20 protein-coding genes are annotated in these 20618 nt (G+C 56.8%); 10 read left to right on the forward strand and 10 right to left on the reverse strand.

Annotated elements, in window-relative coordinates; genetic code table 11:
* Positions 1–16 precede the first annotated feature (16 nt).
* The 3 genes from rpe to trpS are packed head-to-tail and all read left to right on the forward strand — an operon-like array spanning position 17 to position 2445.
* On the forward strand, positions 17–694 hold the full coding sequence (gene rpe / locus O1722_RS01750; protein WP_003861634.1) for a ribulose-phosphate 3-epimerase: 678 nt from the start codon (positions 17–19) through the stop codon (positions 692–694).
* Entirely contained in the window at positions 687–1448 is a 762-nt protein-coding gene (gene gph / locus O1722_RS01755; protein ID WP_017384158.1) for a phosphoglycolate phosphatase, read from the forward strand. The genes rpe and gph overlap by 8 nt, the downstream gene beginning before the upstream one ends.
* A complete protein-coding gene (gene trpS, locus O1722_RS01760) occupies positions 1441–2445 on the forward strand; it encodes a tryptophan--tRNA ligase (RefSeq protein WP_015571430.1) in 1005 nt (334 codons plus the stop codon). Before gph ends, trpS begins: the two co-directional genes overlap by 8 nt.
* A gap of 137 nt (positions 2446–2582) precedes the next feature.
* Here the strand turns inward: trpS and O1722_RS01765 are convergent, their stop codons facing one another.
* The 5 genes from O1722_RS01765 to tsgA form a co-directional block, all read right to left on the reverse strand.
* Entirely contained in the window at positions 2583–2753 is a 171-nt protein-coding gene (locus tag O1722_RS01765; protein ID WP_008503029.1) for a YhfL family protein, read from the reverse strand.
* Between the two features lie 142 nt (positions 2754–2895).
* Entirely contained in the window at positions 2896–4269 is a 1374-nt protein-coding gene (gene cysG, locus O1722_RS01770; RefSeq protein ID WP_033488053.1) for a siroheme synthase CysG, read from the reverse strand.
* Between the two features lie 134 nt (positions 4270–4403).
* The gene (nirD, locus tag O1722_RS01775) at positions 4404–4730 is read right to left on the reverse strand and encodes a nitrite reductase small subunit NirD (RefSeq protein ID WP_015571429.1); all 327 of its coding nucleotides are present in this window, start codon (positions 4728–4730) and stop codon (positions 4404–4406) included.
* Positions 4727–7270: a nitrite reductase large subunit NirB gene (nirB, locus tag O1722_RS01780; RefSeq protein WP_032104008.1), complete on the reverse strand. Its 2544-nt coding sequence runs from the start codon at positions 7268–7270 to the stop codon at positions 4727–4729. Before nirB ends, nirD begins: the two co-directional genes overlap by 4 nt.
* Before the next feature lie 260 nt (positions 7271–7530).
* Positions 7531–8715, reverse strand: coding sequence for an MFS transporter TsgA (gene tsgA / locus O1722_RS01785; protein ID WP_058686516.1), 1185 nt, complete (start codon positions 8713–8715; stop codon positions 7531–7533).
* A gap of 278 nt (positions 8716–8993) precedes the next feature.
* On the opposite strand from tsgA, the gene ppiA reads away from it, so the two are divergent.
* The 4 genes from ppiA to argD all read left to right on the forward strand — a co-directional run bounded on the left by ppiA (position 8994) and on the right by argD (position 12158).
* Positions 8994–9566, forward strand: coding sequence for a peptidylprolyl isomerase A (gene ppiA / locus O1722_RS01790; RefSeq protein ID WP_000920483.1), 573 nt, complete (start codon positions 8994–8996; stop codon positions 9564–9566).
* Positions 9567–9671: 105 nt separating this feature from the next.
* Positions 9672–10256, forward strand: coding sequence for a putative adenosine monophosphate-protein transferase Fic (locus O1722_RS01795; RefSeq protein WP_033488051.1), 585 nt, complete (start codon positions 9672–9674; stop codon positions 10254–10256).
* A gap of 30 nt (positions 10257–10286) precedes the next feature.
* On the forward strand, positions 10287–10850 hold the full coding sequence (gene pabA, locus O1722_RS01800; protein WP_033488050.1) for an aminodeoxychorismate synthase component 2: 564 nt from the start codon (positions 10287–10289) through the stop codon (positions 10848–10850).
* Between the two features lie 87 nt (positions 10851–10937).
* Positions 10938–12158, forward strand: coding sequence for a bifunctional acetylornithine/succinyldiaminopimelate transaminase (gene argD, locus O1722_RS01805; RefSeq protein ID WP_023295528.1), 1221 nt, complete (start codon positions 10938–10940; stop codon positions 12156–12158).
* Here argD and O1722_RS01810 read toward each other — a convergent pair.
* Both O1722_RS01810 and crp read right to left on the reverse strand, forming a co-directional pair.
* The gene (locus O1722_RS01810) at positions 12155–14242 is read right to left on the reverse strand and encodes a YccS/YhfK family putative transporter (RefSeq protein ID WP_033488049.1); all 2088 of its coding nucleotides are present in this window, start codon (positions 14240–14242) and stop codon (positions 12155–12157) included. The genes argD and O1722_RS01810 overlap by 4 nt on opposite strands.
* A gap of 57 nt (positions 14243–14299) precedes the next feature.
* Positions 14300–14932, reverse strand: a complete 633-nt coding sequence (crp, locus tag O1722_RS01815; RefSeq protein ID WP_000242758.1) for a cAMP-activated global transcriptional regulator CRP — start codon at positions 14930–14932, stop codon at positions 14300–14302.
* 310 nt (positions 14933–15242) lie between these two features.
* Here crp and O1722_RS01820 point away from each other — a divergent pair, with 310 nt between their 5' ends.
* On the forward strand, positions 15243–15647 hold the full coding sequence (locus O1722_RS01820; protein WP_015571423.1) for an OsmC family protein: 405 nt from the start codon (positions 15243–15245) through the stop codon (positions 15645–15647).
* A gap of 86 nt (positions 15648–15733) precedes the next feature.
* Here O1722_RS01820 and O1722_RS01825 read toward each other — a convergent pair whose 3' ends face one another.
* From O1722_RS01825 to O1722_RS01835, 3 genes are read right to left on the reverse strand one after another with little or no spacing between them, the layout of a single operon-like run.
* The gene (locus O1722_RS01825; protein ID WP_033488048.1) at positions 15734–16603 is read right to left on the reverse strand and encodes a phosphoribulokinase; all 870 of its coding nucleotides are present in this window, start codon (positions 16601–16603) and stop codon (positions 15734–15736) included.
* A 30-nt stretch (positions 16604–16633) separates the two neighbouring features.
* A complete protein-coding gene (locus O1722_RS01830; protein ID WP_033488047.1) occupies positions 16634–16852 on the reverse strand; it encodes a YheU family protein in 219 nt (72 codons plus the stop codon).
* Entirely contained in the window at positions 16852–17871 is a 1020-nt protein-coding gene (locus O1722_RS01835) for a hydrolase (RefSeq protein ID WP_017693875.1), read from the reverse strand. The genes O1722_RS01830 and O1722_RS01835 overlap by 1 nt, the downstream gene beginning before the upstream one ends.
* A 228-nt stretch (positions 17872–18099) precedes the next feature.
* Here O1722_RS01835 and mdcA point away from each other — a divergent pair, with 228 nt between their 5' ends.
* Together mdcA and O1722_RS01845 are read left to right on the forward strand one after the other, a co-directional pair.
* Entirely contained in the window at positions 18100–19755 is a 1656-nt protein-coding gene (gene mdcA, locus O1722_RS01840) for a malonate decarboxylase subunit alpha (protein ID WP_015571421.1), read from the forward strand.
* Entirely contained in the window at positions 19755–20612 is an 858-nt protein-coding gene (locus O1722_RS01845; protein ID WP_017384166.1) for a triphosphoribosyl-dephospho-CoA synthase, read from the forward strand. The genes mdcA and O1722_RS01845 overlap by 1 nt, the downstream gene beginning before the upstream one ends.
* Positions 20613–20618 lie beyond the last annotated feature (6 nt).

Consider the following 20618-nt stretch of genomic DNA (forward strand, 5'->3'; position numbering starts at 1 on the left):
TTTCAAGGAGATGCGGATGAAACAGTTTTTGATTGCCCCCTCAATTCTGTCGGCCGATTTTGCCCGCCTGGGTGAAGACACTGCCAAAGCTCTCGCGGCTGGCGCGGATGTCGTCCATTTCGACGTTATGGATAACCACTACGTTCCCAACCTGACCATCGGTCCGATGGTGCTTAAAGCACTGCGTAACTACGGGATCACCGCGCCCATTGACGTGCATCTGATGGTGAAACCGGTTGACCGCATCGTGCCTGATTTCGCCGCGGCGGGTGCCAGCATCATCACTTTCCACCCGGAAGCCTCCGAACACGTTGACCGCACGCTACAGCTGATCAAAGAGAACGGCTGTAAGGCGGGACTGGTCTTTAACCCGGCGACCCCGCTGAGCTATCTCGACTACGTGATGGACAAGCTGGACGTGATCCTGCTGATGTCCGTCAACCCAGGCTTTGGTGGTCAGTCATTTATCCCTCAGACCCTCGACAAACTGCGTGAAGTGCGCCGCCGTATTGATGAGTCTGGCTATGATATTCGTCTGGAAGTGGACGGCGGCGTTAAGGTCAATAACATCGGTGAGATTGCGGCGGCAGGAGCGGATATGTTCGTCGCAGGCTCCGCCATCTTCGATCAACCGGATTACAAAAAAGTCATTGATGAAATGCGCCGTGAACTGGCGAAGGTAAGTCATGGATAAATTGCAGGCTATTCGGGGTGTAGCATTTGACCTCGACGGCACGCTGGTCGACAGCGCGCCAGGATTAACCCGCGCCGTCGATCAGGCGCTATATGCCCTTGAACTCCCCGTTGCAGGCGAAGAGCGCGTGGTGACGTGGATTGGTAACGGTGCAGACGTGCTGATGGAGCGCGCGCTGACCTGGGCTCGTCAGGAGCGTGCCTCTCAGCGTTCCGCGCAAGGTAAACCGAGTGTTGACCACGCGGATATTCCCCAGGATGAGCAGCAGCGTATTCTGCGCAAACTGTTCGACCGTTTCTACGAAGAGACCGTCGAAGAGGGCAGCTTCCTGTTCCCGGATGTCGCTGAAACGCTGAGCGCGCTACATGCCAAAGGCATCCCGCTGGGACTGGTGACTAACAAGCCGACACCGTTCGTTGCGCCTCTGCTGGAAGCGCTGGATATCGCGAAATACTTCTCCGTAATTGTGGGCGGCGATGACGTGCAGAATAAAAAGCCGCATCCGGAACCGCTATTGCTGGTGGCAGGAAAATTATCCTTAGCGCCTGCGGAGCTGCTCTTTGTCGGGGATTCCCGCAATGATATTCTGGCTGCCAGAGCGGCAGGTTGCCCGTCGGTTGGGTTGACCTACGGCTACAACTACGGTGAAGCCATTACGCTGAGTGAGCCGGACGTTGTGTTCGACCACTTCAAAGATTTGTTGCCCGCACTCGGGCTCTCGCACAGTGAACATCAGGAATTGAATAATGACTAAGCCCATCGTTTTTAGTGGCGCACAGCCTTCAGGTGAACTGACCATTGGTAACTACATGGGTGCGTTACGTCAGTGGGTGAGCATGCAGGATGACTACCACTGCATTTACTGCATCGTGGATTTGCATGCTATCACCGCGCGTCAGGATCCCGAGAAGCTGCGCAAAGCAACACTTGATACGCTGGCGCTGTACCTGGCGTGCGGTATCGATCCAGAGAAGAGCACCATTTTCGTTCAGTCTCACGTGCCAGAGCACGCGCAGCTGGGCTGGGCGCTGAACTGCTACACCTATTTCGGCGAGCTGAGCCGCATGACCCAGTTCAAGGATAAGTCTGCCCGCTACTCTGAAAACATCAACGCCGGTCTGTTTGACTATCCGGTGCTGATGGCGGCCGACATTCTGCTGTACCAGACCAACCAGGTGCCGGTGGGTGAAGACCAGAAGCAGCACCTGGAGCTGAGCCGCGATATTGCCCAGCGCTTCAATGCGCTTTACGGTGACGTGTTCAAAGTGCCTGAGCCGTTTATTCCGAAATCCGGTGCGCGCGTGATGTCGCTGCTGGAGCCGACCAAAAAGATGTCCAAGTCTGACGATAACCGCAACAACGTTATCGGCCTGCTGGAAGATCCGAAATCGGTGGTGAAAAAGCTCAAGCGTGCGGTGACCGACTCCGACGAGCCGCCAGTGGTGCGCTACGACGTGCAGAACAAAGCGGGCGTGTCTAACCTGCTGGACATTCTCTCCGGTGTGACCGGACAGAGCATCCCTGAGCTGGAAAAACACTTTGAAGGCAAGATGTACGGCCACCTGAAAGGCGAAGTGGCAGACGCCGTTTCCGGCATGCTGACCGAGTTGCAGGAGCGCTATCACCGTTACCGTAACGACGAAGCTTTCCTGCAAAAAGTGATGAAAGAGGGCGCGGAAAAAGCCAGCGCGCGCGCCTCCGAAACTCTGAAAGCGGTGTACGACGCGATTGGGTTTGTGGCGAAACCTTAAGCCGCTTTGTCGGGTGGCGCTTACGCTTACCCGGCCTACGGGACCGTGCAGGTCGGGTAAGGCGGAGCCGCCACCCGACAAAACTGACGAAACAAAAAAACCGGGACATCCCCGGTTTTTTTACGCCTGAAAAACGCTTACTGCTGTGCCGCCGGGCCGCAACCGCCGATGATCTTCGAAATGGAGATCGCCGGGTGAAGCAGGTAATCGTAGCTGCAATTATTTTTAGTATTTTGAACGTGACCGGTGCAGGCCGTCAGAGTTGATAACAGGCCGACCAGAACGGCAGCTTTTGCCAGTTTGAACATACGCATTCCTTGTCAATAAATCGAAAATTGGATGTAACACGAGGGAATAAATGGAAAAGTTCCATTATGCGGGCGGTATGTTATCGACTGAGGTAAGAAGGGAGTAGTCCGCTTAAAGACTACTCCCGGGAGAGATTATGCGTTAGTGGCTGGAGAACCAGTTCAGTTTTTCGCGCAGGGCTACCACGCGACCCACCACGATCAGCGCCGGGCTTTCAACCTGCTGCGCCAGCTCGCCCAGCTGCGTCAGCACGCCATCGACCACGCGCTGCGTAATGGCGGTGCCGTTTTCCACCAGCGCGACCGGCATATCTGCTTCCATGCCGTGCTCCAGCAGTTTCGCCTGGATCGTGGCTGCCTGATTTAGCCCCATATAGAACACCAGCGTCTGCTTTTCAGCGGCCAGATTATGCCAGTCCAGTTCGCTGCCGGTTTTCAGGTGGCCCGTCACCAGGCGCACGCTCTGGGCATAGTCGCGATGGGTTAACGGAATGCCGGAATAGGCAGAACAGCCGGACGCCGCCGTAATGCCCGGCACCACGGAGAACGGAATACCCGCGTTGCACAGGGTTTCCAGCTCTTCGCCGCCACGACCAAAGATAAACGGATCGCCACCCTTCAGGCGCACCACGCGCTTTCCTTTTTGCGCTTCCCGCAGCAGGATCTGATTGATCTCCTCCTGCGGCACGCAGTGATAACCTGCCCGTTTGCCTACGAACACGCGGTCAGCATCCCGGCGCACCAGATTCATGATGTCATCAGAGACCAGACGGTCATACACCACGATGTCCGCCTGCTGGATCTGCTGGAGACCCTTCAGCGTCAGCAGGCCCGCATCGCCGGGACCTGCGCCCACCAGCACCACTTCACCGCGATGGTCCAGCGGCTCGCTCAGGAGCTGTTCGGTCGTCTCTTCAACGGCTTTGGTGTCCTGATTGGCAAGGGACTGCGCCAGCCTGTCGTTGACAAAGAACTTCTCCCAGAAGCGACGGCGTTCGCCCACGGTTGCGAAGGTTTGCTTCACGCGGGAACGCAGCTCCCCGGCGTAGTGGGCAATCTGACCAAGATGCTGCGGCAGCACGGCTTCCAGTTTTTCCCGCAGCAGACGGGCAAGAACGGGCGAGCGCCCGCCGGACGACACCGCAATCATCAGCGGTGAACGGTCAATAATCGACGGCATGATAAAGCTCGCCTCTTTCGGCGCATCCACAACGTTACAGAAGATGCGGCGCGCTTCGCAGGCGTCGCTGACGCGCTGGTTAACGTCATCGTTATCCGTTGCGGCGATGGTCAGCCAGCAGGTATCCAGAAGGGATTCATCAAATTCGCCCTGCACCTGGGTGAGCATCCCTTCCTGCGCCCAGACGTCAAACTGTGGGGCAAAGGTGAGGGCGTTGACGGTCAGCCGGGCACCCGCCTCTAACAGCAGGCGTGCCTTGCGTTCAGCCACATCGCCGCCGCCCACGAGCAGGCAGTCGCGGTTGCGTAATTGACAAAAAATCGGCAGGTGATCCACGACGTTACCTCACAGCATTCATGGCGGGGGAAGAATTGACGTCAGGATAACAGCAGGAATCGTACAGAACATACGGTTTTTCCTGCCGTTACCCATAAGGGGTCATAAGCCTTTCCTATTGAAAAGGCGAGGGGTTACGCTTTCAGCTGCACCTCGCCGTCCTTCACGCGGACGTCGTAGTGTTTGACCGAGAAGCTTTCATCTTCCATGCAGAGTCCGTCGGTTAAGCGGAAGCGCTGCTTTTTCAGCGGGCTGGCAACCCACAGCTCGCCCTGGTGCTCCGCAATCAGACCGCGGGAGAGCACGCTGGCCTCGAAGAACGGGTCGATATTGCTGATGGCATAGACCTGTTCATCGTGGCGAGGGCGGAAAATCGCCACCTGCTCGTTGCCCAGCAGGGCACAGACGCCGGTTGCTGGCAGAATGTCGTTAATGTTGCAGATGTTTACCCACTGGCTCATGCGTTTTCCTCCACCAGCATCACCGGAATACGTTCATACGGGGTCGCTGGACGGTGCTGTTCGCGCTCCGGCACCACCTGCACGTTCGGGTCGCGCTGGGTGCTGTTGATAAAGTGTTTGAAGCGCGTCTGCGCCGCTGGCGTGTTCACGGTTTCGGTCCACTCGCAGATCACCGCCTCGCGCAGGCGAGTCATCTCGGATTCCAGCTGTTCATTCAGACCCAGCTTGTCGTCGATAATGACCGACTTCAGGTAGTCGATGCCGCCTTCGAGATTATCCAGCCAGGACGCGGTACGGGTCAGCTTATCGGCGGTACGAATGTAGAACATCATGAAGCGGTCGAGGTATTTGATCAGCGTATCGCGATCGAGATCGGCGGCCAGCAGATCCGCGTGGCGAGGTTTCATCCCGCCGTTACCGCACACGTACAGGTTCCAGCCTTTCTCGGTGGCGATGATACCCACGTCTTTCCCCTGGGCTTCCGCACATTCACGGGTACATCCTGACACGCCGAACTTCATTTTGTGCGGCGTACGGATGCCTTTGTAGCGATTTTCCAGCTCTACGCCGAAGCCCACGCTGTCGCCCACGCCGTAGCGGCACCAGGTGCTGCCCACGCAGGTTTTCGCCATGCGCAGCGCCTTGGCGTACGCGTGACCGGTTTCAAAGCCCGCTTCAATCAGCTGACGCCAGATTTCCGGCAGGTCATCTTTCTGCGCACCGAACAGGCCGATACGCTGGGAGCCGGTGATTTTGGTGTACAGGTTAAACTCACGGGCGATACGGCCCACGGCGACCAGCCCTTCCGGGGTAATCTCCCCTCCGGCAGAACGCGGGATCACCGAGTAAGTCCCGTCTTTCTGAATATTGGCCAGGAAGTTATCGTTGGTGTCCTGAAGCGGAGTGTGTTCTGGTTTGAGCACATATTCGTTCCAGCAGGACGCCAGCAGGGAACCGACGGTAGGCTTACATACTTCACAGCCATAGCCCTGGCCGTGTTTCTCCAGCAGTTCGTCGAAGGACTTAATGCCTTCCACGCGGATTAAGTGATACAGCTCCTGGCGAGAGTAAGCGAAGTGCTCGCACAGGTTGTTGTTCACTTCAATGCCCTGTTTTGCCAGCTCGGCGTTCAGCACCTGAGTGACCAGAGGAATACAGCCGCCGCAGCCGGTCCCGGCTTTGGTTTCCGCCTTCAGCGCCGCAACGGTGTGGCAGCCTTTGTTAATGGCGGAGATCAGCATGCCTTTGGTCACGTCGAAGCAGGAGCAAATCTGCGCGCTGTCCGGCAGTTTATCCACGCCGATGGACGGCTTACCGCTGGAGGCGTGCGCCGGGAGGATTAGCGCGTCCGGGTTCTCCGGCAGCTCAATGGCGTTCAGCACCAGCTGGAGCAGGTTACCGAAGTCGCTGGTATCACCCACCAGCACCGCCCCGAGCAGGGTTTTGTTGTCCGGGCTGACGATGAGACGTTTGTAGACTTCTTTGCTTTCGTCCAGATAAACATAGCTGCGGGAGTTCGGGGTGCGGCCATGCGCATCACCAATACCGCCCACGTCCACGCCCAGCAGTTTCAGCTTGGCGCTCATGTCTGCGCCGGTGAAGGCGTTTTCGCTGCCGAGGATATGGTCAACGGCGACCTGCGCCATTTTGTACCCTGGTGCAACCAGACCGTATACGCGGTTATTCCAGCTGGCGCATTCGCCGATGGCGTAGATATCCGGATCCGAGGTCTGGCAGGTATCGTTGATCATGATCCCGCCGCGTTGCGCAACGGCCAGACCGCACTGGGTGGCCAGCTTGTCGCGCGGGCGAATACCGGTGGAGAAGACGATGAAATCCACTTCCAGCTCGCTGCCGTCGGCAAAGCGCATGGTTTTACGCGCTTCGGTGCCTTCCTGCACGATCTCTTTGGTGTTCTTGCTGGTGTGAACCTTCACGCCCATGCTTTCGATTTTACGGCGTAGCTGGTCGCCACCCATATGGTCCAGTTGTTCCGCCATCAGCATCGGGGCAAATTCGATGACGTGGGTTTCAACGCCGAGGTTTTTCAGTGCGCCTGCCGCTTCCAGACCCAGCAGACCACCGCCGACAACCGCGCCGCGTTTGCTTCGACGTGCGCAGGATTCAATGGCGTTGAGGTCTTCAATGGTACGGTAAACGAAGCAATCCTGGGTTTCCGACCCTTTAATAGGCGGGATCCACGGATACGAGCCCGTCGCCATGATCAGCTTATCGTAAAAAACCGTACGTCCGGCGCTGGAGTGGATCACTTTCTCCTGACGGTTGATGGTGATAGCGCGTTCGCCCACCAGCACTTTTACGCCATGTTTCTCGTAGAACCCTTCACGCACCAGAGAGAGCTCTTCGGCGGTATGGTGAGAGAAGTAGGAAGACAAGTGCACACGGTCGTACGCCTTGCGGGGTTCTTCACAGAACACGGTAATATCGAACTGCTCAGCATCGGCTTTATCGAGAAGATCCTCAATAAAGCGGTGGCCGACCATGCCGTTACCGATGATAGCGAGTCTGACTTTGCTCATTTTTGCCTCGATTTCTTTTCTATTACTGCCTACCTTAACGATTCAGCAGGGGCACTTATTGATGCAAATCAAATACGCCTTCACCTACCCCTTAGTGGGTATATCTATGATTTGTCAGGATTTTTATAAGTGACGGATATTGTTTGATTTTTGTGCTTGCTTATTTTTTGCACAAATGTAGTGGGGTTTTTTACCCATCGGCGGGCAGGGCGGGTAAGTAGGGGAAAACCCCTTTGCAGTACGCAAAGGGGTTATGGCGATTAGTGGGTAGCTGTTGCCGGGTTGTGTTGACGGTGACGGGTCACAAAGCCCAGCACGAAGCACATGATGAACACCACGGCGTACAGACCGTTAGCGGTATGCAGCGCCGCCAGCGGGCCGCTGTGCGCAACAATCGGGCCCGTGACCACGAAGGTCAGCATGGTGCCGATGGTGCCGCAGGTCAGCACGAAGTTCACCAGCTTCGGTGAGGCCACTTTGGTCTGAAGAGAACCAAGGGTGATGATCGAGGTATAAATCGCGCTGGAGAAGAAGCCCAGGGTCAGGATGAACCACGGCATATGCTCGGGGGAACCGTTGATGAACAGATACATCAGCACGGTTGCCAGACCCGCCAGAACGGTCAGGATCCGTTGCAGGTCGAAGAAGCGCAGGATAAAGCTAAACGCCCACATGCCGAACATGTAAGACATCCAGAAATCGCTCACCAGTTTACCCGCATCGTTCAGGCTCATGCCCAGACCTTTCGCGTATTCAGGAACCCAGGAGATAAAGCCCAGCTGGCCGAGGATGTAACACAGCGCGGCGATGGAGAGGAACAGTACGCCGATACCCCATTTTTCTTTCGCAACCGGCTCGGACGTAGTCTGCGCTTTTTTGCCCAGCACCGGGAACTCGCAGCCGAAGGTGAGAACAAAGATCGCGACATAAACCAGACCAATGCAGGCGTACACCCAGTACCACTCAATGCTGCGCGCCAGAAGATACGCGGCGACCATCGGGAAAATCATCCCGGCCATGCTGAAGAAGGAGTCGGTGAACAGCAGACGCGCGCCGCGCTGGCGGCCTTCATACATGTGCGTAACCAGGAACGTACCGATCGACATGGTGATCCCGCTCACCAGGCCCAGCACGAACATGGCGGCAGAGAAGAGGGCGATGCTGTGGCTCAGCATCAGGCCCGCCACGGCGGCAACCATCAGCACGAAGCCGAAACGCAGCTGCGTTTTCAGCGGCACGATTTCCATCAGCCAGGCATTAAGGAAAATAGAGATCAGGATCCCCGCGTTCAGGAAGGTGAAGGTGTTACTCATGCTGGAAACGGGCAGCTGGAAGTAGTCTGCGATATTTCCCATCACCATCCCGGTGACGATCACCAACGCGCCGGTCAGGGCGTAAGAGAAGAAGCTGATCCATGTGAGCTTGATGCGATTGCTGTTAGTCATGTCTGGCCTGTTAAAAGTAAAGAAAAACGCAATGACTGCGTTTGAGCGGGCAGATTTTAGTCGCGAAAGTGATCTAATTAAATCTTTTCAGAAAATTTTGAGCACAATTGCAGGTTTTAACGTGATGCAGATCACATTACGTTGTGGGGTGAACAATCGTTTGCGCGGTAATAATTGTTTCAATTTGGTAAAATTAGGTAAAAGACTGGTCTGGGTTCATACTGCTCTTTAGAATCAAGCCATTCGCTTTTTATACTGCGCTTTGTTAAGGAATTCTCATGCTCAAATCAACACTGGCGGCTGTCGCAGCTGTGTTTGCTCTTTCTGCCGTTTCCCCTGCTGCGCTGGCAGCCAAAGGAGACCCCCACGTCCTGCTGACTACCTCTGCGGGGAATATTGAGCTGGAGCTGGATAGCCAGAAAGCCCCTGTTTCGGTGAAAAACTTCCTCGACTACGTGAACAGTGGTTTTTATAACAACACCACGTTCCACCGCGTGATCCCGGGCTTTATGATTCAGGGTGGCGGTTTTAACGAGCAGATGCAGCAGAAACAGCCCAACCCGCCCATCAAAAATGAAGCAGACAACGGCCTGCTGAACAAGCGCGGCACCATCTCCATGGCGCGTACGGCGGACAAAGACAGCGCCACCAGCCAGTTCTTCCTCAACGTGGCTGATAACGCCTTCCTGGACCACGGTCAGCGCGACTTTGGCTACGCGGTGTTTGGCAAAGTGGTGAAAGGCATGGACGTTGCGGATAAGATCTCTCAGGTTCAGACTCACGATGTCGGTCCATACCAGAATGTGCCGTCTAAGCCAGTCGTCATTCTCTCCGCGAAAGTGCTACCGTAATCGTTCCCCCACACGGGCACATCTTGCCCGTGTCTTTCCACCCTCCCTGCGAAAGCGCGTTTTGCTGCTTATACTTGTGGCAAACGGACTATTCAGGGAGGCGTAGTGAAAAAACTCACCGACAAGCAAAAATCCCGTCTCTGGGAGCAACAACGTAAGGTCAATTTTCAGGCCAGCTGCCTCCTTGAAAAAGGTAAGGGTCCCGCTGAACCCGATATCGAGACGCTGGAACTGGGGCCTTCCGCACCGGGTTTACCCCATCTGTGTCTTATTCACCGCCATTTATTCCGCAACGAAATGAAAGGCGCGGGCGAGCTGCGCACCGCCGATATTTCTAAGGGCGACATTCCTTTTTGCCATTTCGAGTACATCGAGAAAGTGGGTAATGAGCTGATGGCTTCGCTGGAAAGTGATAAATATCTGGTGGGCCTTCAGAAAGAAGAGCTTACAGACAGAATCAGTCATTACTACTGTGAAATCAACATGCTACATCCGTTTATGAGCGGTAATGGCGTGGCCCAGCGGATCTTCTTTGAACAACTGGCTATTCATGCGGGCTATGTGCTGAACTGGCAGGGGATCGACCCGAACGACTGGGCAGCCGCCAATCAGAGCGGGGCAATGGGGGATTTGACAGCCCTGAACGCCATCTTTGCCAAAGTTGTGAGCGAAGCGCGGGAATCTGCGTAAAATAGGGCGGCCATTTTTTCAGGAGCCGCCATGATTCTGCTGATTGATAACTACGATTCCTTTACCTGGAACCTTTACCAGTATTTTTGTGAGCTGGGGGCAGAGGTGGTTGTCCGCCGTAACGATGAGATCGCGCTGGCTGACATTGACGCGCTGGCACCCCAGAAAATCGTGATTTCGCCGGGGCCGTGTACCCCTTCGGAGTCCGGTATCTCGCTGGAGGCGATCCGCCATTATGCGGGCAAACTGCCGATTCTGGGCGTCTGCCTGGGTCATCAGGCCATTGCGCAGGTCTTTGGCGCCTCCATTGTCCGTGCCGCGAAAGTCATGCACGGCAAAACCTCTCCGGTCACGCACACCGGTACCGGCGTATTTCTGGGGCTAAACAATCCGTTAACCGTGACGCGCTACCATTCTCTGATCATTGATCCGCCGACCCTGCCGGCCTGCTTTGAGGTCACCGCCTGGAGCGAGACGCAGGAGATCATGGGCATTCGTCACCGTGAGTACGATCTGGAAGGCGTGCAGTTCCACCCGGAAAGCATTCTCAGCGAACAGGGGCACGCGCTGCTGGCCAATTTCCTTAATCGCTGAATATCTGTTGCCTTGTTGTGATTTTTTATGCATATTTTGTGATTATATTTTCACAATCAATGTGACATAAAAATGGATGGTCATGACATGGCAACTGAACAACCAGCAATTACCCGCGCGACATTCGATGAAGTGATCCTGCCGATTTATGCACCGGCTGAGTTTATCCCGGTGAAAGGGAGAGGCAGCCGCGTCTGGGATCAGCAGGGCAACGAGTATGTTGATTTCGCAGGCGGTATTGCGGTGACGGCGCTGGGCCATTGCCATCCTGCGCTGGTGGACGCGCTGAAAACGCAGGGCGAAACGCTGTGGCACACGAGCAACGTGTTCACCAACGAACCGGCGCTGCGTCTGGGGCGTAAGATCATCGATGCCACCTTCGCCGAACGCGTGCTGTTTATGAACTCCGGCACCGAAGCCAACGAAACCGCCTTTAAGCTGGCGCGCTACTACGCAACCACGCGTCATAGCCCGTACAAAACCAAAATCATCGCCTTCCATAACGCCTTCCACGGACGCTCCTTCTTTACCGTTTCCGTTGGCGGCCAGCCGAAGTATTCCGACGGCTTTGGTCCGAAACCTGCGGATATCATCCACGTGCCGTTTAACGATCTCCACGCCGTTAAAGCGGTGATGGACGATCACACCTGTGCCGTGGTGGTCGAGCCCATTCAGGGGGAAGGCGGCGTCACGGCGGCCACCCCGGAATTTCTGCAAGGGCTGCGCGAGCTGTGCGACGAGCACCAGGCGCTGCTGGTGTTTGATGAAGTGCAGTGTGGGATGGGGCGTACCGGAGACCTGTTTGCTTATATGCACTACGGCGTAACGCCGGATATTCTGACCAGCGCGAAAGCGCTCGGCGGCGGTTTCCCGGTCAGTGCGGTGCTCACCACCCAGGATATCGCTTCCGCATTTCATGTGGGCTCACACGGCTCCACCTACGGCGGTAATCCGCTGGCGTGCGCCGTGGCGGGTGCGGCGTTCGACATCATTAATACGCCGGACGTCCTGAATGGCGTGAATGCGAAACGCGACCTGTTTGTGAAACATCTCCAGCAGATTGACCAACAGTTTGATGTCTTCAGCGACATCCGCGGGATGGGGCTGCTGATCGGCGCCGAACTGAAGCCGCAGTACAAAGGCCGCGCGCGCGATTTCCTGCACGCCGCCGCGCACGAAGGCGTCATGGTGCTCAACGCCGGGCCGGACGTGATGCGCTTTGCGCCATCGCTGGTGGTGGAAGACAAAGACATCGAAGACGGATTAACCCGTTTTGCCGCGGCGGTCGCGAAGATCGTCAGCGGCTAATACGCGGTTCGTTTTAACCGGCGCGTTAACCAAATCCCGTGATGCGGGCGCTGACGCCATGCCACCGACGAAATGGTGTGCATGGTGTTCAGGTGCCCGAGAACGCGCTGTAAATGCTGCTCAAGGGTGCTCATCGGCCCGTGGGTCAGCGTCTCCGGCGCTTCCAGAATGTTCGAATCCCCTGACTCGCCCGGCGCGTCATACTCCAGACGCTGCTGACAGCGCTGCAACGCAATTTCACACGACTGCAAATAGCGCTGCGCCAGATCCGTCGTCAGCATCGTGTGCTCCCGCGCCAGCGTCGTCATGGCATTGATGTGCTCGACGATAAACTGGCTGTGCGTGACCCACAGCTTCATGTCAGCCAGATAGTGCGCGTTAAAGCCCGGCTCCTGCATGGCCTGGTTAAGGGAGTTGAACAGGGCGTTATGCGCCTGGTTGACCTTCATGCGCTCGTAGGCCAGCGGAGAGGGCTGCGGGTCATCGCTCAGAATAAGACGAATGGCCTGCTGGTCAGCTTCGAGCGCGTCGTGGGCGTTCTGCCTGAGCAGCCCGCTTTGCCACTGCGGCCACAGCCAGACCATGCCGCCAAAGGCGATCAGGCAGCCAATTAGCGTATCGACCAGCCGGGCAATAATAAACTGTTCCCCGTTAAGCGTGAGCAGTTGCAGGGTATACACCGCCGTCACCGTAAAGCCCACCATCGCCCAGCCGTAGTTTTTGCGGATGATCAGGTAGCTCACCAGCGTGATTGCCAGCATACCGGCCAGGGTATAGCCTTCCGGCACGTGGAAGTGCAGCGTCACGCCCGCGATAATCAGCCCCGCCATCGTACCGCCCGCCCGATGCAGAATGCGCACCCGCGTGGCGCCATAGCCGTTCTGGGTGACAAACAGCACGGTCATTAAGATCCAGTAGGGTTTCGGCAGGTGCAGGGCCATTCCCATCAGGCTGGCGATGCTCAGCATCACACTGATCCGCGCGGCATTGCGCAGGGCGGAAGATTTCAGTGATAGATAGCTTTTGAGCGCGGGCAGCAGCGGCAGCCGTTTTTGCTTATCGGCCATCAGGTCCCGGGCATAAAGCGGGCGCTGGGTGCGTAACACCCGGGCGATGCGGCTGAAATGCCAGGCAGCAAATTGCCCGACCGGGTTATCCGCGTGCTGACGCGCAATCTTTTCCAGCGCGCCGAGCTGTTTGTCCATGTTAAAGCGCGTCGGGTAGCGGTGATAGAGGATATCGTCAGCCAGCACCCGCAGGCGGGCCGCGACGGTCTGCGCGTTCCAGCGGATCACCGCTTCCGCATGGCTGCGCTCCACCAGCTTTTGCACCTCTTCCGGATTATGAAGGCTGACGGAGATATGCTCCTGCAAATCCAGCCCGACCTGGAAGGTTCGCAGCAGCCGCTTGTATTCATGATTTTTGTTGGCGGCAAGCATGTGCAACTGCTGATAGCACTGGCTGATCAGATCCACCACTTTTTGCTGGCGCGCCAGCAGCGGCGGCAGGGATTTTTCCGGGTCGGTATGTTGAGTGAGCAGGGTGTATTTTGCTTCGCAGTATTCAGCAAGCTGCACGTAGAGCAGGCTCAGGGATTCGCGCAGCGGCTGTTCCCGCCACAGCCAGAACCAGAACCAGTTAAACAGCCCGTACCACAGCGTGCCGAGGGCGTAGATCAGCAATGGCTCCCACACCGGCATATTGCCCGCAAGGCTTAAGGTGAAGATGGCGGCAATCAGCGACGCGGGAAGCAGCCGGGCGTGCAGCGAGCTGATTTCGGCGGTGACGCCGAGCGTCATCGCCAGCACGGTCAGGATCAACGGCAGAGGAATGTCGCGGGCCAGTAAGAGTTGTACGGCAAGGCTACAGCCGGCAAACAGGCTGCCGCCAATAATCAGACGTTTAAAAAAGCGTTTATGCGGTGTATCCAGACCGGCAATGTTGCAGCAGGCGGGCACGAGGGAAAACAGCAGGCCTTGCTGAAGATGTCCGAGGATCAGGCCCACGGCCACGGGAAGACACAACACCAGCGTTTGTCGTAGTGCGTAGTTAACTTCCGGGTGATAGATCAGCCTGCGCCACATGAGGAGTAGAGACAAAAACGGCGTGCCACCCTGCGGCGGCACGCCGTTTGACCGAAATTAACGGGTTCCGTAGACCACGATAGTTTTACCGTGGGCAGAGATCAGGTTCTGGTCTTCCAGCATCTTCAGGATACGGCCCACTGTTTCACGGGAGCAGCCGACGATCTGACCGATTTCCTGACGGGTAATTTTAATTTGCATACCGTCAGGGTGGGTCATGGCGTCTGGCTGTTTCGCCAGGTTCAACAGCGTCTGCGCGATACGACCGGTCACGTCCAGGAAGGCGAGGTTACCCACCTTCTCAGAGGTCACTTGCAGACGGCGTGCCATCTGGGAAGAAAGACGCATCAGGATGTCAGGGTTGACCTGAATCAGCTGACGGAATTTCTTGTAAGAAATTTCAGCCACTTCACATGCTGTTTTTGCACGAACCCAGGCGCTACGTTCCTGGCCTTCTTCAAACAGGCCCAGTTCACCGATAAAATCGCCCTGGTTCAGATAAGAAAGGATCATCTCTTTCCCTTCTTCATCTTTGATCAGCACGGCCACCGAGCCTTTAACGATGTAATACAACGTTTCCGCTTTTTCACCCTGGTGAATCAGCGTGCTCTTTGATGGGTACTTATGAATGTGGCAATGAGACAAGAACCATTCGAGAGTCGGGTCTGTTTGCGGTTTGCCAAGCACCATGCGCTGTTATCCTCTGTTATAAGCTGTCACCAGAGTCATAAGATGCATCCGGACTCTGGGGTTGCAATCGAATTCTTACCCATACCTGGGAAGTCGGCTGTCGTAACGTTTCGCAGCCAGTAAAGTTTGATGTCCTCTGCATACATGTGTAACGTCAATGTATTACTGTAGCATCCAGAGTGTTTTAGCATAGCTTTCGCCGCGTGTCTCCTGGTGTCTCGCTTCAGCATGACGCAGGTCGCCTTCCGTTGCGAGAAATGTAACGTACACGTAATCTGTCATAAAAAATGCAACGTTGGAGTGAGTGAATATGCAAGCGCGTGTGAAATGGGTTGAAGGGTTAACGTTCCTGGGCGAGTCTGCTTCCGGGCACCAGGTTTTGATGGATGGCAACTCCGGCGATAAAGCGCCAAGCCCGATGGAAATGGTGCTGATGGCGGCGGGCGGATGCAGCGCGATCGACGTGGTGTCGATCCTGCAAAAAGGCCGTCATGACGTGACCGATTGTGAAGTGAAGCTGACGTCAGAACGTCGCGAAGAGGCGCCACGCCTGTTTACGCATATTAATCTGCACTTTATCGTCACCGGCAAAGAACTGAAGGATGCGGCGGTCTCGCGTGCGGTTGACCTGTCTGCGGAGAAATACTGCTCTGTGGCGCTAATGCTGGAGAAAGCGGTAAAAATCACCCATTCTTATGAAGTGATCGCGGCTTAATTTTTTGGCGGGTGGCGCTTCGCTGACCCGCCCTACAAAAGCACGCCCGTAGGCCCGGTAAGCGCAGCGCCACCGGGCAAAACAATTCACGCGATCTGCTTTCCTTCCATCAGCCGCTGCACCAGCGGTGTCATGATCAGCTCCATTGCCAGCCCCATTTTTCCGCCCGGTACCACTAACGTATTCATGTGCGAAATAAACGAACCCTGTAGCATCGCCAGCAGCCAGGGGTAATCAATGCCTTCCAGGTTGCGGAAGTGGATCACCACAAAGCTCTCGTCCAGGGAAGGGATGCTTTTTGCAGCGAACGGGTTGGAGGTGTCCACGGTGGGGACGCGCTGGAAGTTAATGTGGGTTCGGGAGAACTGCGGCGTCAGGAAGTTGATGTAATCTTCCATGGAGCGCACCACCGAGTCCATGACCGCCTCTCGCGAATGGCCGCGCTCGCTCATGTCACGCGTCAGCTTCTGGATCCACTCAAGGTTAACAATCGGCACCACCCCCACCAGCAAATCCACGTGGCGCGCCACATCGTGCTGAGGCGTCACCACGCCGCCGTGCAATCCTTCGTAAAACAGCACGTCAGTCGGTTCCGGCAGCGGCTGCCAGGGCGTGAACGTGCCGGGGACCTGGTTCCAGGGCACGGCTTCATCGTAGGTGTGGAGATACTTGCGGGACTGCCCGGTACCGCTTTGCCCGTATTCACGGAAGGTTTGCTCCAGCAGGCCGAAGTCATTCGCCTCCGGGCCGAAGTAGCTGATGTGTTTACCCAGATCGCGCGCCTTGCGGATGGCCATATCCATCTCCGGGCGCGTGTAGCGGTGAAAGCTGTCGCCTTCTACCTCTGCCGCCCGTAAGTTAAGCTGGGCGAAGATCTTGCGGAAGGCGAGGCTGGTGGTAGTGGTTCCCGCCCCACTCGAACCCGTAATGGCAATAACCGGATGTCTGGCAGACATAGCAACTCCCTGACTGGAAAAGTGTAAAGATCAGCCGTGAAACGCGTTGTGTGGCATGATATTGACCGTCTCATGCAGTTCGGACCATACCAGCACCACGTCGCCGCTTTTAAGCTGGCGCTTAACATCGTTGACCTTTTGTTCAAGCGAACGTTCATGTTCACCATAATCGGTGCCTTCGCGCAAGACAAAGCTTTCAATCAGATTATCGAGCGTGTCGGGAGAGAGATCCTGCCAGGGAATAATCATTATTTACCGTCCAGATAAGCCGTTAACCAGTCGGGAATACGCGTCTCAAGCCACATTTTTGGCCGACGCAGCGTGCCGCCGACAAAGCCGACGTGTCCGCCGAATTGGGTGAGCTGATACTCCACGTTGGCCGGCAGATGATCGGGCGCCGGAATCGAGTGGTGATCCATAAACGGATCATCTTTGGCGTGGATAATCAGCGTAGGTTTCGTGATTTGGTTCAGTAAAGGCATGGCGCTGCACTGACGGTAATAGTCAATCGCATCGGCAAAGCCGTGAATTTTCGAGGTGATCAAATCATCAAACTCGCGCAGGCGCTTCACGCGTTTGAGCTGTTGCAGCGTTACAGGCAGCGTATCCGGATAGGCCTTCAGCTTGCGCGCGGCGTTGGCTTTCAGCAGGTTGAGCAGGTAGCGCTGGTACACTCGCGAAAACCCCTTTTCCATATGATAGCTGCACTGCTCCAGCATAAAGGGCGCAGAGACGATCACCGCCGCATCCAGCGGTACGGCGTCGCTCTCCTTCGCCAGCAGGCAGGCCAGCATATTGCCGCCCAGCGAATACCCCACCGCTGCCGTTGGCGCCTCGCCGAAATTGTCTCTTAGCCAGCGCAGGAACCAGGTACCGTCCTCGGTTTCACCCGAGTGATAAATACGTTTCTGACGATTAGGCTCGCCGCTGCATCCGCGAAAATGCATCACTACCCCAAGCCAGCCGCGGGCTTTCGCCGCCTCAATGAGACCGTGTGCGTAAGGGCTGTGCAGGCTGCCTTCCAGACCGTGAAACACCACCAGACGGGGTTTATGTCTGGCCCGATCCGGATCTTCGCTCCAGGCGAGATCCAAAAAGTCGCCATCCGGCAAATCCAGGCGCTGCCAGTGCGGGGTAAACTGTACCTTGCGGCGGATCAGGCGCGGCAGCATGGTTTGCAGGTGAGGGTTAGCCACACCGCGCATGGGCACGAACTCTGCGCTCTCTTCGGCTGCAATGTCGAAGTCTGAGGGAATGATTTGGGTCATAAGGGCGATGCTGATTCTTGTCAGAAATTAACTATACCTTCCGAATTGTACCCCGTTTAGCCCGTTTTTCCGAAACATGAACTGATCCCGATCACAAATATTTACCTTGATTATTACTCTCAGGCTAATGATTTGGCTCTACGCTTAATTGATGCCTTTCTCACCAGAGCGCACACTTTACTCAACGTTAAGCAAATCAGAATGATGTGCTGAATCAGGAGGTTAATAATGTTATCTGGGCAAACACCCACCCGGCAATGGAACACCCGACGCAGTGAGAAAGCGCGTCGTCTGGCGTCCGTACCGGTGCAGGGCAAGGTACTGCCAACCGGCGATCTTGTCGCCATGCTGGAAAAACTGATCGCACCAGGCGACAAAGTCGTTCTGGAAGGCAACAACCAGAAGCAGGCGGATTTCCTTTCCCGTTCACTGGCGGAAGTGAACCCGCAAATCGTGCACGATCTGCATATGATCATGCCGAGCGTGGGCCGCAGCGAACATCTGGACATCTTTGAGAAAGGCATCGCCCGCAAGCTGGACTTCTCCTTCTCCGGTACGCAAAGCCTGCGAATCTCCCAACTGCTGGAGGATGGTCAGCTCGAAATCGGGGCGATTCACACCTACATCGAACTCTACTCACGTTTATACGTCGACCTATCGCCAAACGTGGCGCTGATTGCCGGTTTTAAAGCGGACCGCAAAGGCAACCTCTATACCGGGGCGAGTACCGAAGATACTCCGGCGCTGGTGGAAGCCGCCGCGTTCCATGACGGCATCGTCATCGCGCAGGTGAACGAGCTGGTGGACGACGAGTGCGACCTGCCGCGTGTGGATATTCCGGGCTCGTGGATTGATTTTGTGGTGGTTGCCGATAAGCCGTTCTTTATCGAACCGCTCTTCACCCGCGACCCGCGCCTGATCAAACAGGAACATATCCTGATGGCGATGATGGCGATTAAAGGCATCTACGCTGAACACCAGGTGCAGTCCCTGAACCACGGGATTGGCTTTAACACCGCAGCGATCGAGCTGCTGCTGCCAACCTACGGCGAACAACTCGGACTCAAAGGCAAAATCTGTAAACACTGGACCCTGAACCCGCATCCAACGCTGATCCCGGCCATCGAAAGCGGCTGGGTGGAGAGCGTCCACTGCTTCGGCGGCGAGCTGGGAATGGAAGAGTACATCCGCGCCCGTCCTGACGTGTTCTTTACCGGTGCCGACGGCTCCATGCGCTCTAACCGCGCCTTCTGTCAGCTGGCAGGTCAGTACGCGGTCGATATGTTTATCGGCTCCACGCTACAGGTCGACGGTTACGCTAACTCCTCAACCGTGACTCGCGGCCGTCTTTCCGGCTTCGGCGGCGCGCCAAACATGGGCCACGATCCGCACGGTCGTCGCCACGCCACACCGGCCTGGCTGAACATGATCACCGAGCCTGACCCGATGCAGCGCGGTAAAAAGCTGGTTGTGCAGATGGTGGAAACCTTCCAGGCGGGCGTGAAGCCAACCTTCGTGGAAAAACTCGACGCCGTTGAGGTCGCGAAAGCCTCCGGTATGCCGCTGGCGCCGGTCATGATTTACGGCGATGACGTCACCCACGTGCTGACGGAAGAGGGGATTGCTTACCTCTACCGGGCGAAAGATCTTGAAGAGCGTCGCGCCATGGTCGCCGCCGTGGCGGGTATCACCGATATCGGACTGGGCGTTGACGCCAAACGCGTGGCGGAACTGCGCCAGAGCGGCAAGGTTGTGTATCCGGAAGATATGGGCATTCGCCGCACCGATGCCACCCGTTCGCTGCTGGCGGCCGGTAGCGTCGCGGACCTGGTGGAATGGTCCGGCGGTCTTTACAACCCACCTGCGAAATTCCGGAGCTGGTAATGAAACTTCTGCCCCAGATCCAGGTTGAAGGCGGTGCCGAATGGCTGGCGCGAACCGCCACGCAGTGTCTGATTGACGAAGCACGTTTAAGCCCGAAGCCCGGTCTGGTGGACAGCCGGGGGAACGGCGCGCACCACGATTTATCGCTTGCGCTGATGGAGCGCTCCGCTCACAGCCTGACCCCCACGTTTCAGGCGCTGGCGCAGCAGAGCTGGCAGCGTCCGGCGGATATTGCCCTCAGGCAAACCGTTGGCCGCCTGGGTCGCGAAGGTGAACGGCAGATGATGGCCGCTACCGACGGCGTGAACACGCACCGTGGCGCGATCTGGGCGCTGGGATTGCTGGTGAGCGCGGTGGCGATGCTGGGCGGCGATGCCCGGGCGCAAACCGTCGCGAACACCGCCGCTCAGCTGGCGAAGCTGCCGGATGACGCGGCGCCGAAAGTGTTCAGCAAGGGGTTACGCGTTACGCACCGCTACCGTGTGCCGGGCGCGCGTGAAGAGGCTCAGCAGGCGTTTCCGCACATCATGCAGCGCGCGCTGCCGCAGCTTCGCCTCAGCCGTCTCAACGGCAGCAGCGAAACGCAGGCCAGACTCGACGCGCTGATGGCGATCATGACCTCGCTCACCGACACCTGCGTGCTGTCGCGCGCCGGCATGGAGGGGCTGGACGCCATGCAGAACGGCGCCCGTGCGGTGCTGAACGCCGGAGGATGCGCAACCCTCGCCGGGCAGCAGGCGCTGGCGCGGTTAGACCGTCAGATGCTGGCGCTTAACGCCTCGCCGGGCGGAGCCGCAGACCTGCTTGCCGCCACGCTGTTTCTTGACCGCGCCGAAACGCCCTATTCAAAGCATTAAGAGGAT

The sequence above is a fragment of the Enterobacter cloacae complex sp. HYC003_NIDB genome, from assembly GCF_056673375.1.

What these genes read in the sequence shown, in the direction of transcription:
- rpe (WP_003861634.1), top strand. Translation starts at nt 17, where the DNA reads ATGAAACAGTTTTTGATTGCCCCCTCAATTCTGTCGGCCGATTTTGCC.
- gph (WP_017384158.1), top strand. Translation starts at nt 687, where the DNA reads ATGGATAAATTGCAGGCTATTCGGGGTGTAGCATTTGACCTCGACGGC.
- trpS (WP_015571430.1), top strand. Translation starts at nt 1,441, where the DNA reads ATGACTAAGCCCATCGTTTTTAGTGGCGCACAGCCTTCAGGTGAACTG.
- O1722_RS01765 (WP_008503029.1), bottom strand. Translation starts at nt 2,753, where the DNA reads ATGTTCAAACTGGCAAAAGCTGCCGTTCTGGTCGGCCTGTTATCAACT.
- nirD (WP_015571429.1), bottom strand. Translation starts at nt 4,730, where the DNA reads ATGAGCCAGTGGGTAAACATCTGCAACATTAACGACATTCTGCCAGCA.
- nirB (WP_032104008.1), bottom strand. Translation starts at nt 7,270, where the DNA reads ATGAGCAAAGTCAGACTCGCTATCATCGGTAACGGCATGGTCGGCCAC.
- tsgA (WP_058686516.1), bottom strand. Translation starts at nt 8,715, where the DNA reads ATGACTAACAGCAATCGCATCAAGCTCACATGGATCAGCTTCTTCTCT.
- ppiA (WP_000920483.1), top strand. Translation starts at nt 8,994, where the DNA reads ATGCTCAAATCAACACTGGCGGCTGTCGCAGCTGTGTTTGCTCTTTCT.
- pabA (WP_033488050.1), top strand. Translation starts at nt 10,287, where the DNA reads ATGATTCTGCTGATTGATAACTACGATTCCTTTACCTGGAACCTTTAC.
- argD (WP_023295528.1), top strand. Translation starts at nt 10,938, where the DNA reads ATGGCAACTGAACAACCAGCAATTACCCGCGCGACATTCGATGAAGTG.
- O1722_RS01810 (WP_033488049.1), bottom strand. Translation starts at nt 14,242, where the DNA reads ATGTGGCGCAGGCTGATCTATCACCCGGAAGTTAACTACGCACTACGA.
- crp (WP_000242758.1), bottom strand. Translation starts at nt 14,932, where the DNA reads ATGGTGCTTGGCAAACCGCAAACAGACCCGACTCTCGAATGGTTCTTG.
- O1722_RS01820 (WP_015571423.1), top strand. Translation starts at nt 15,243, where the DNA reads ATGCAAGCGCGTGTGAAATGGGTTGAAGGGTTAACGTTCCTGGGCGAG.
- O1722_RS01825 (WP_033488048.1), bottom strand. Translation starts at nt 16,603, where the DNA reads ATGTCTGCCAGACATCCGGTTATTGCCATTACGGGTTCGAGTGGGGCG.
- O1722_RS01830 (WP_033488047.1), bottom strand. Translation starts at nt 16,852, where the DNA reads ATGATTATTCCCTGGCAGGATCTCTCTCCCGACACGCTCGATAATCTG.
- O1722_RS01835 (WP_017693875.1), bottom strand. Translation starts at nt 17,871, where the DNA reads ATGACCCAAATCATTCCCTCAGACTTCGACATTGCAGCCGAAGAGAGC.
- mdcA (WP_015571421.1), top strand. Translation starts at nt 18,100, where the DNA reads ATGTTATCTGGGCAAACACCCACCCGGCAATGGAACACCCGACGCAGT.
- O1722_RS01845 (WP_017384166.1), top strand. Translation starts at nt 19,755, where the DNA reads ATGAAACTTCTGCCCCAGATCCAGGTTGAAGGCGGTGCCGAATGGCTG.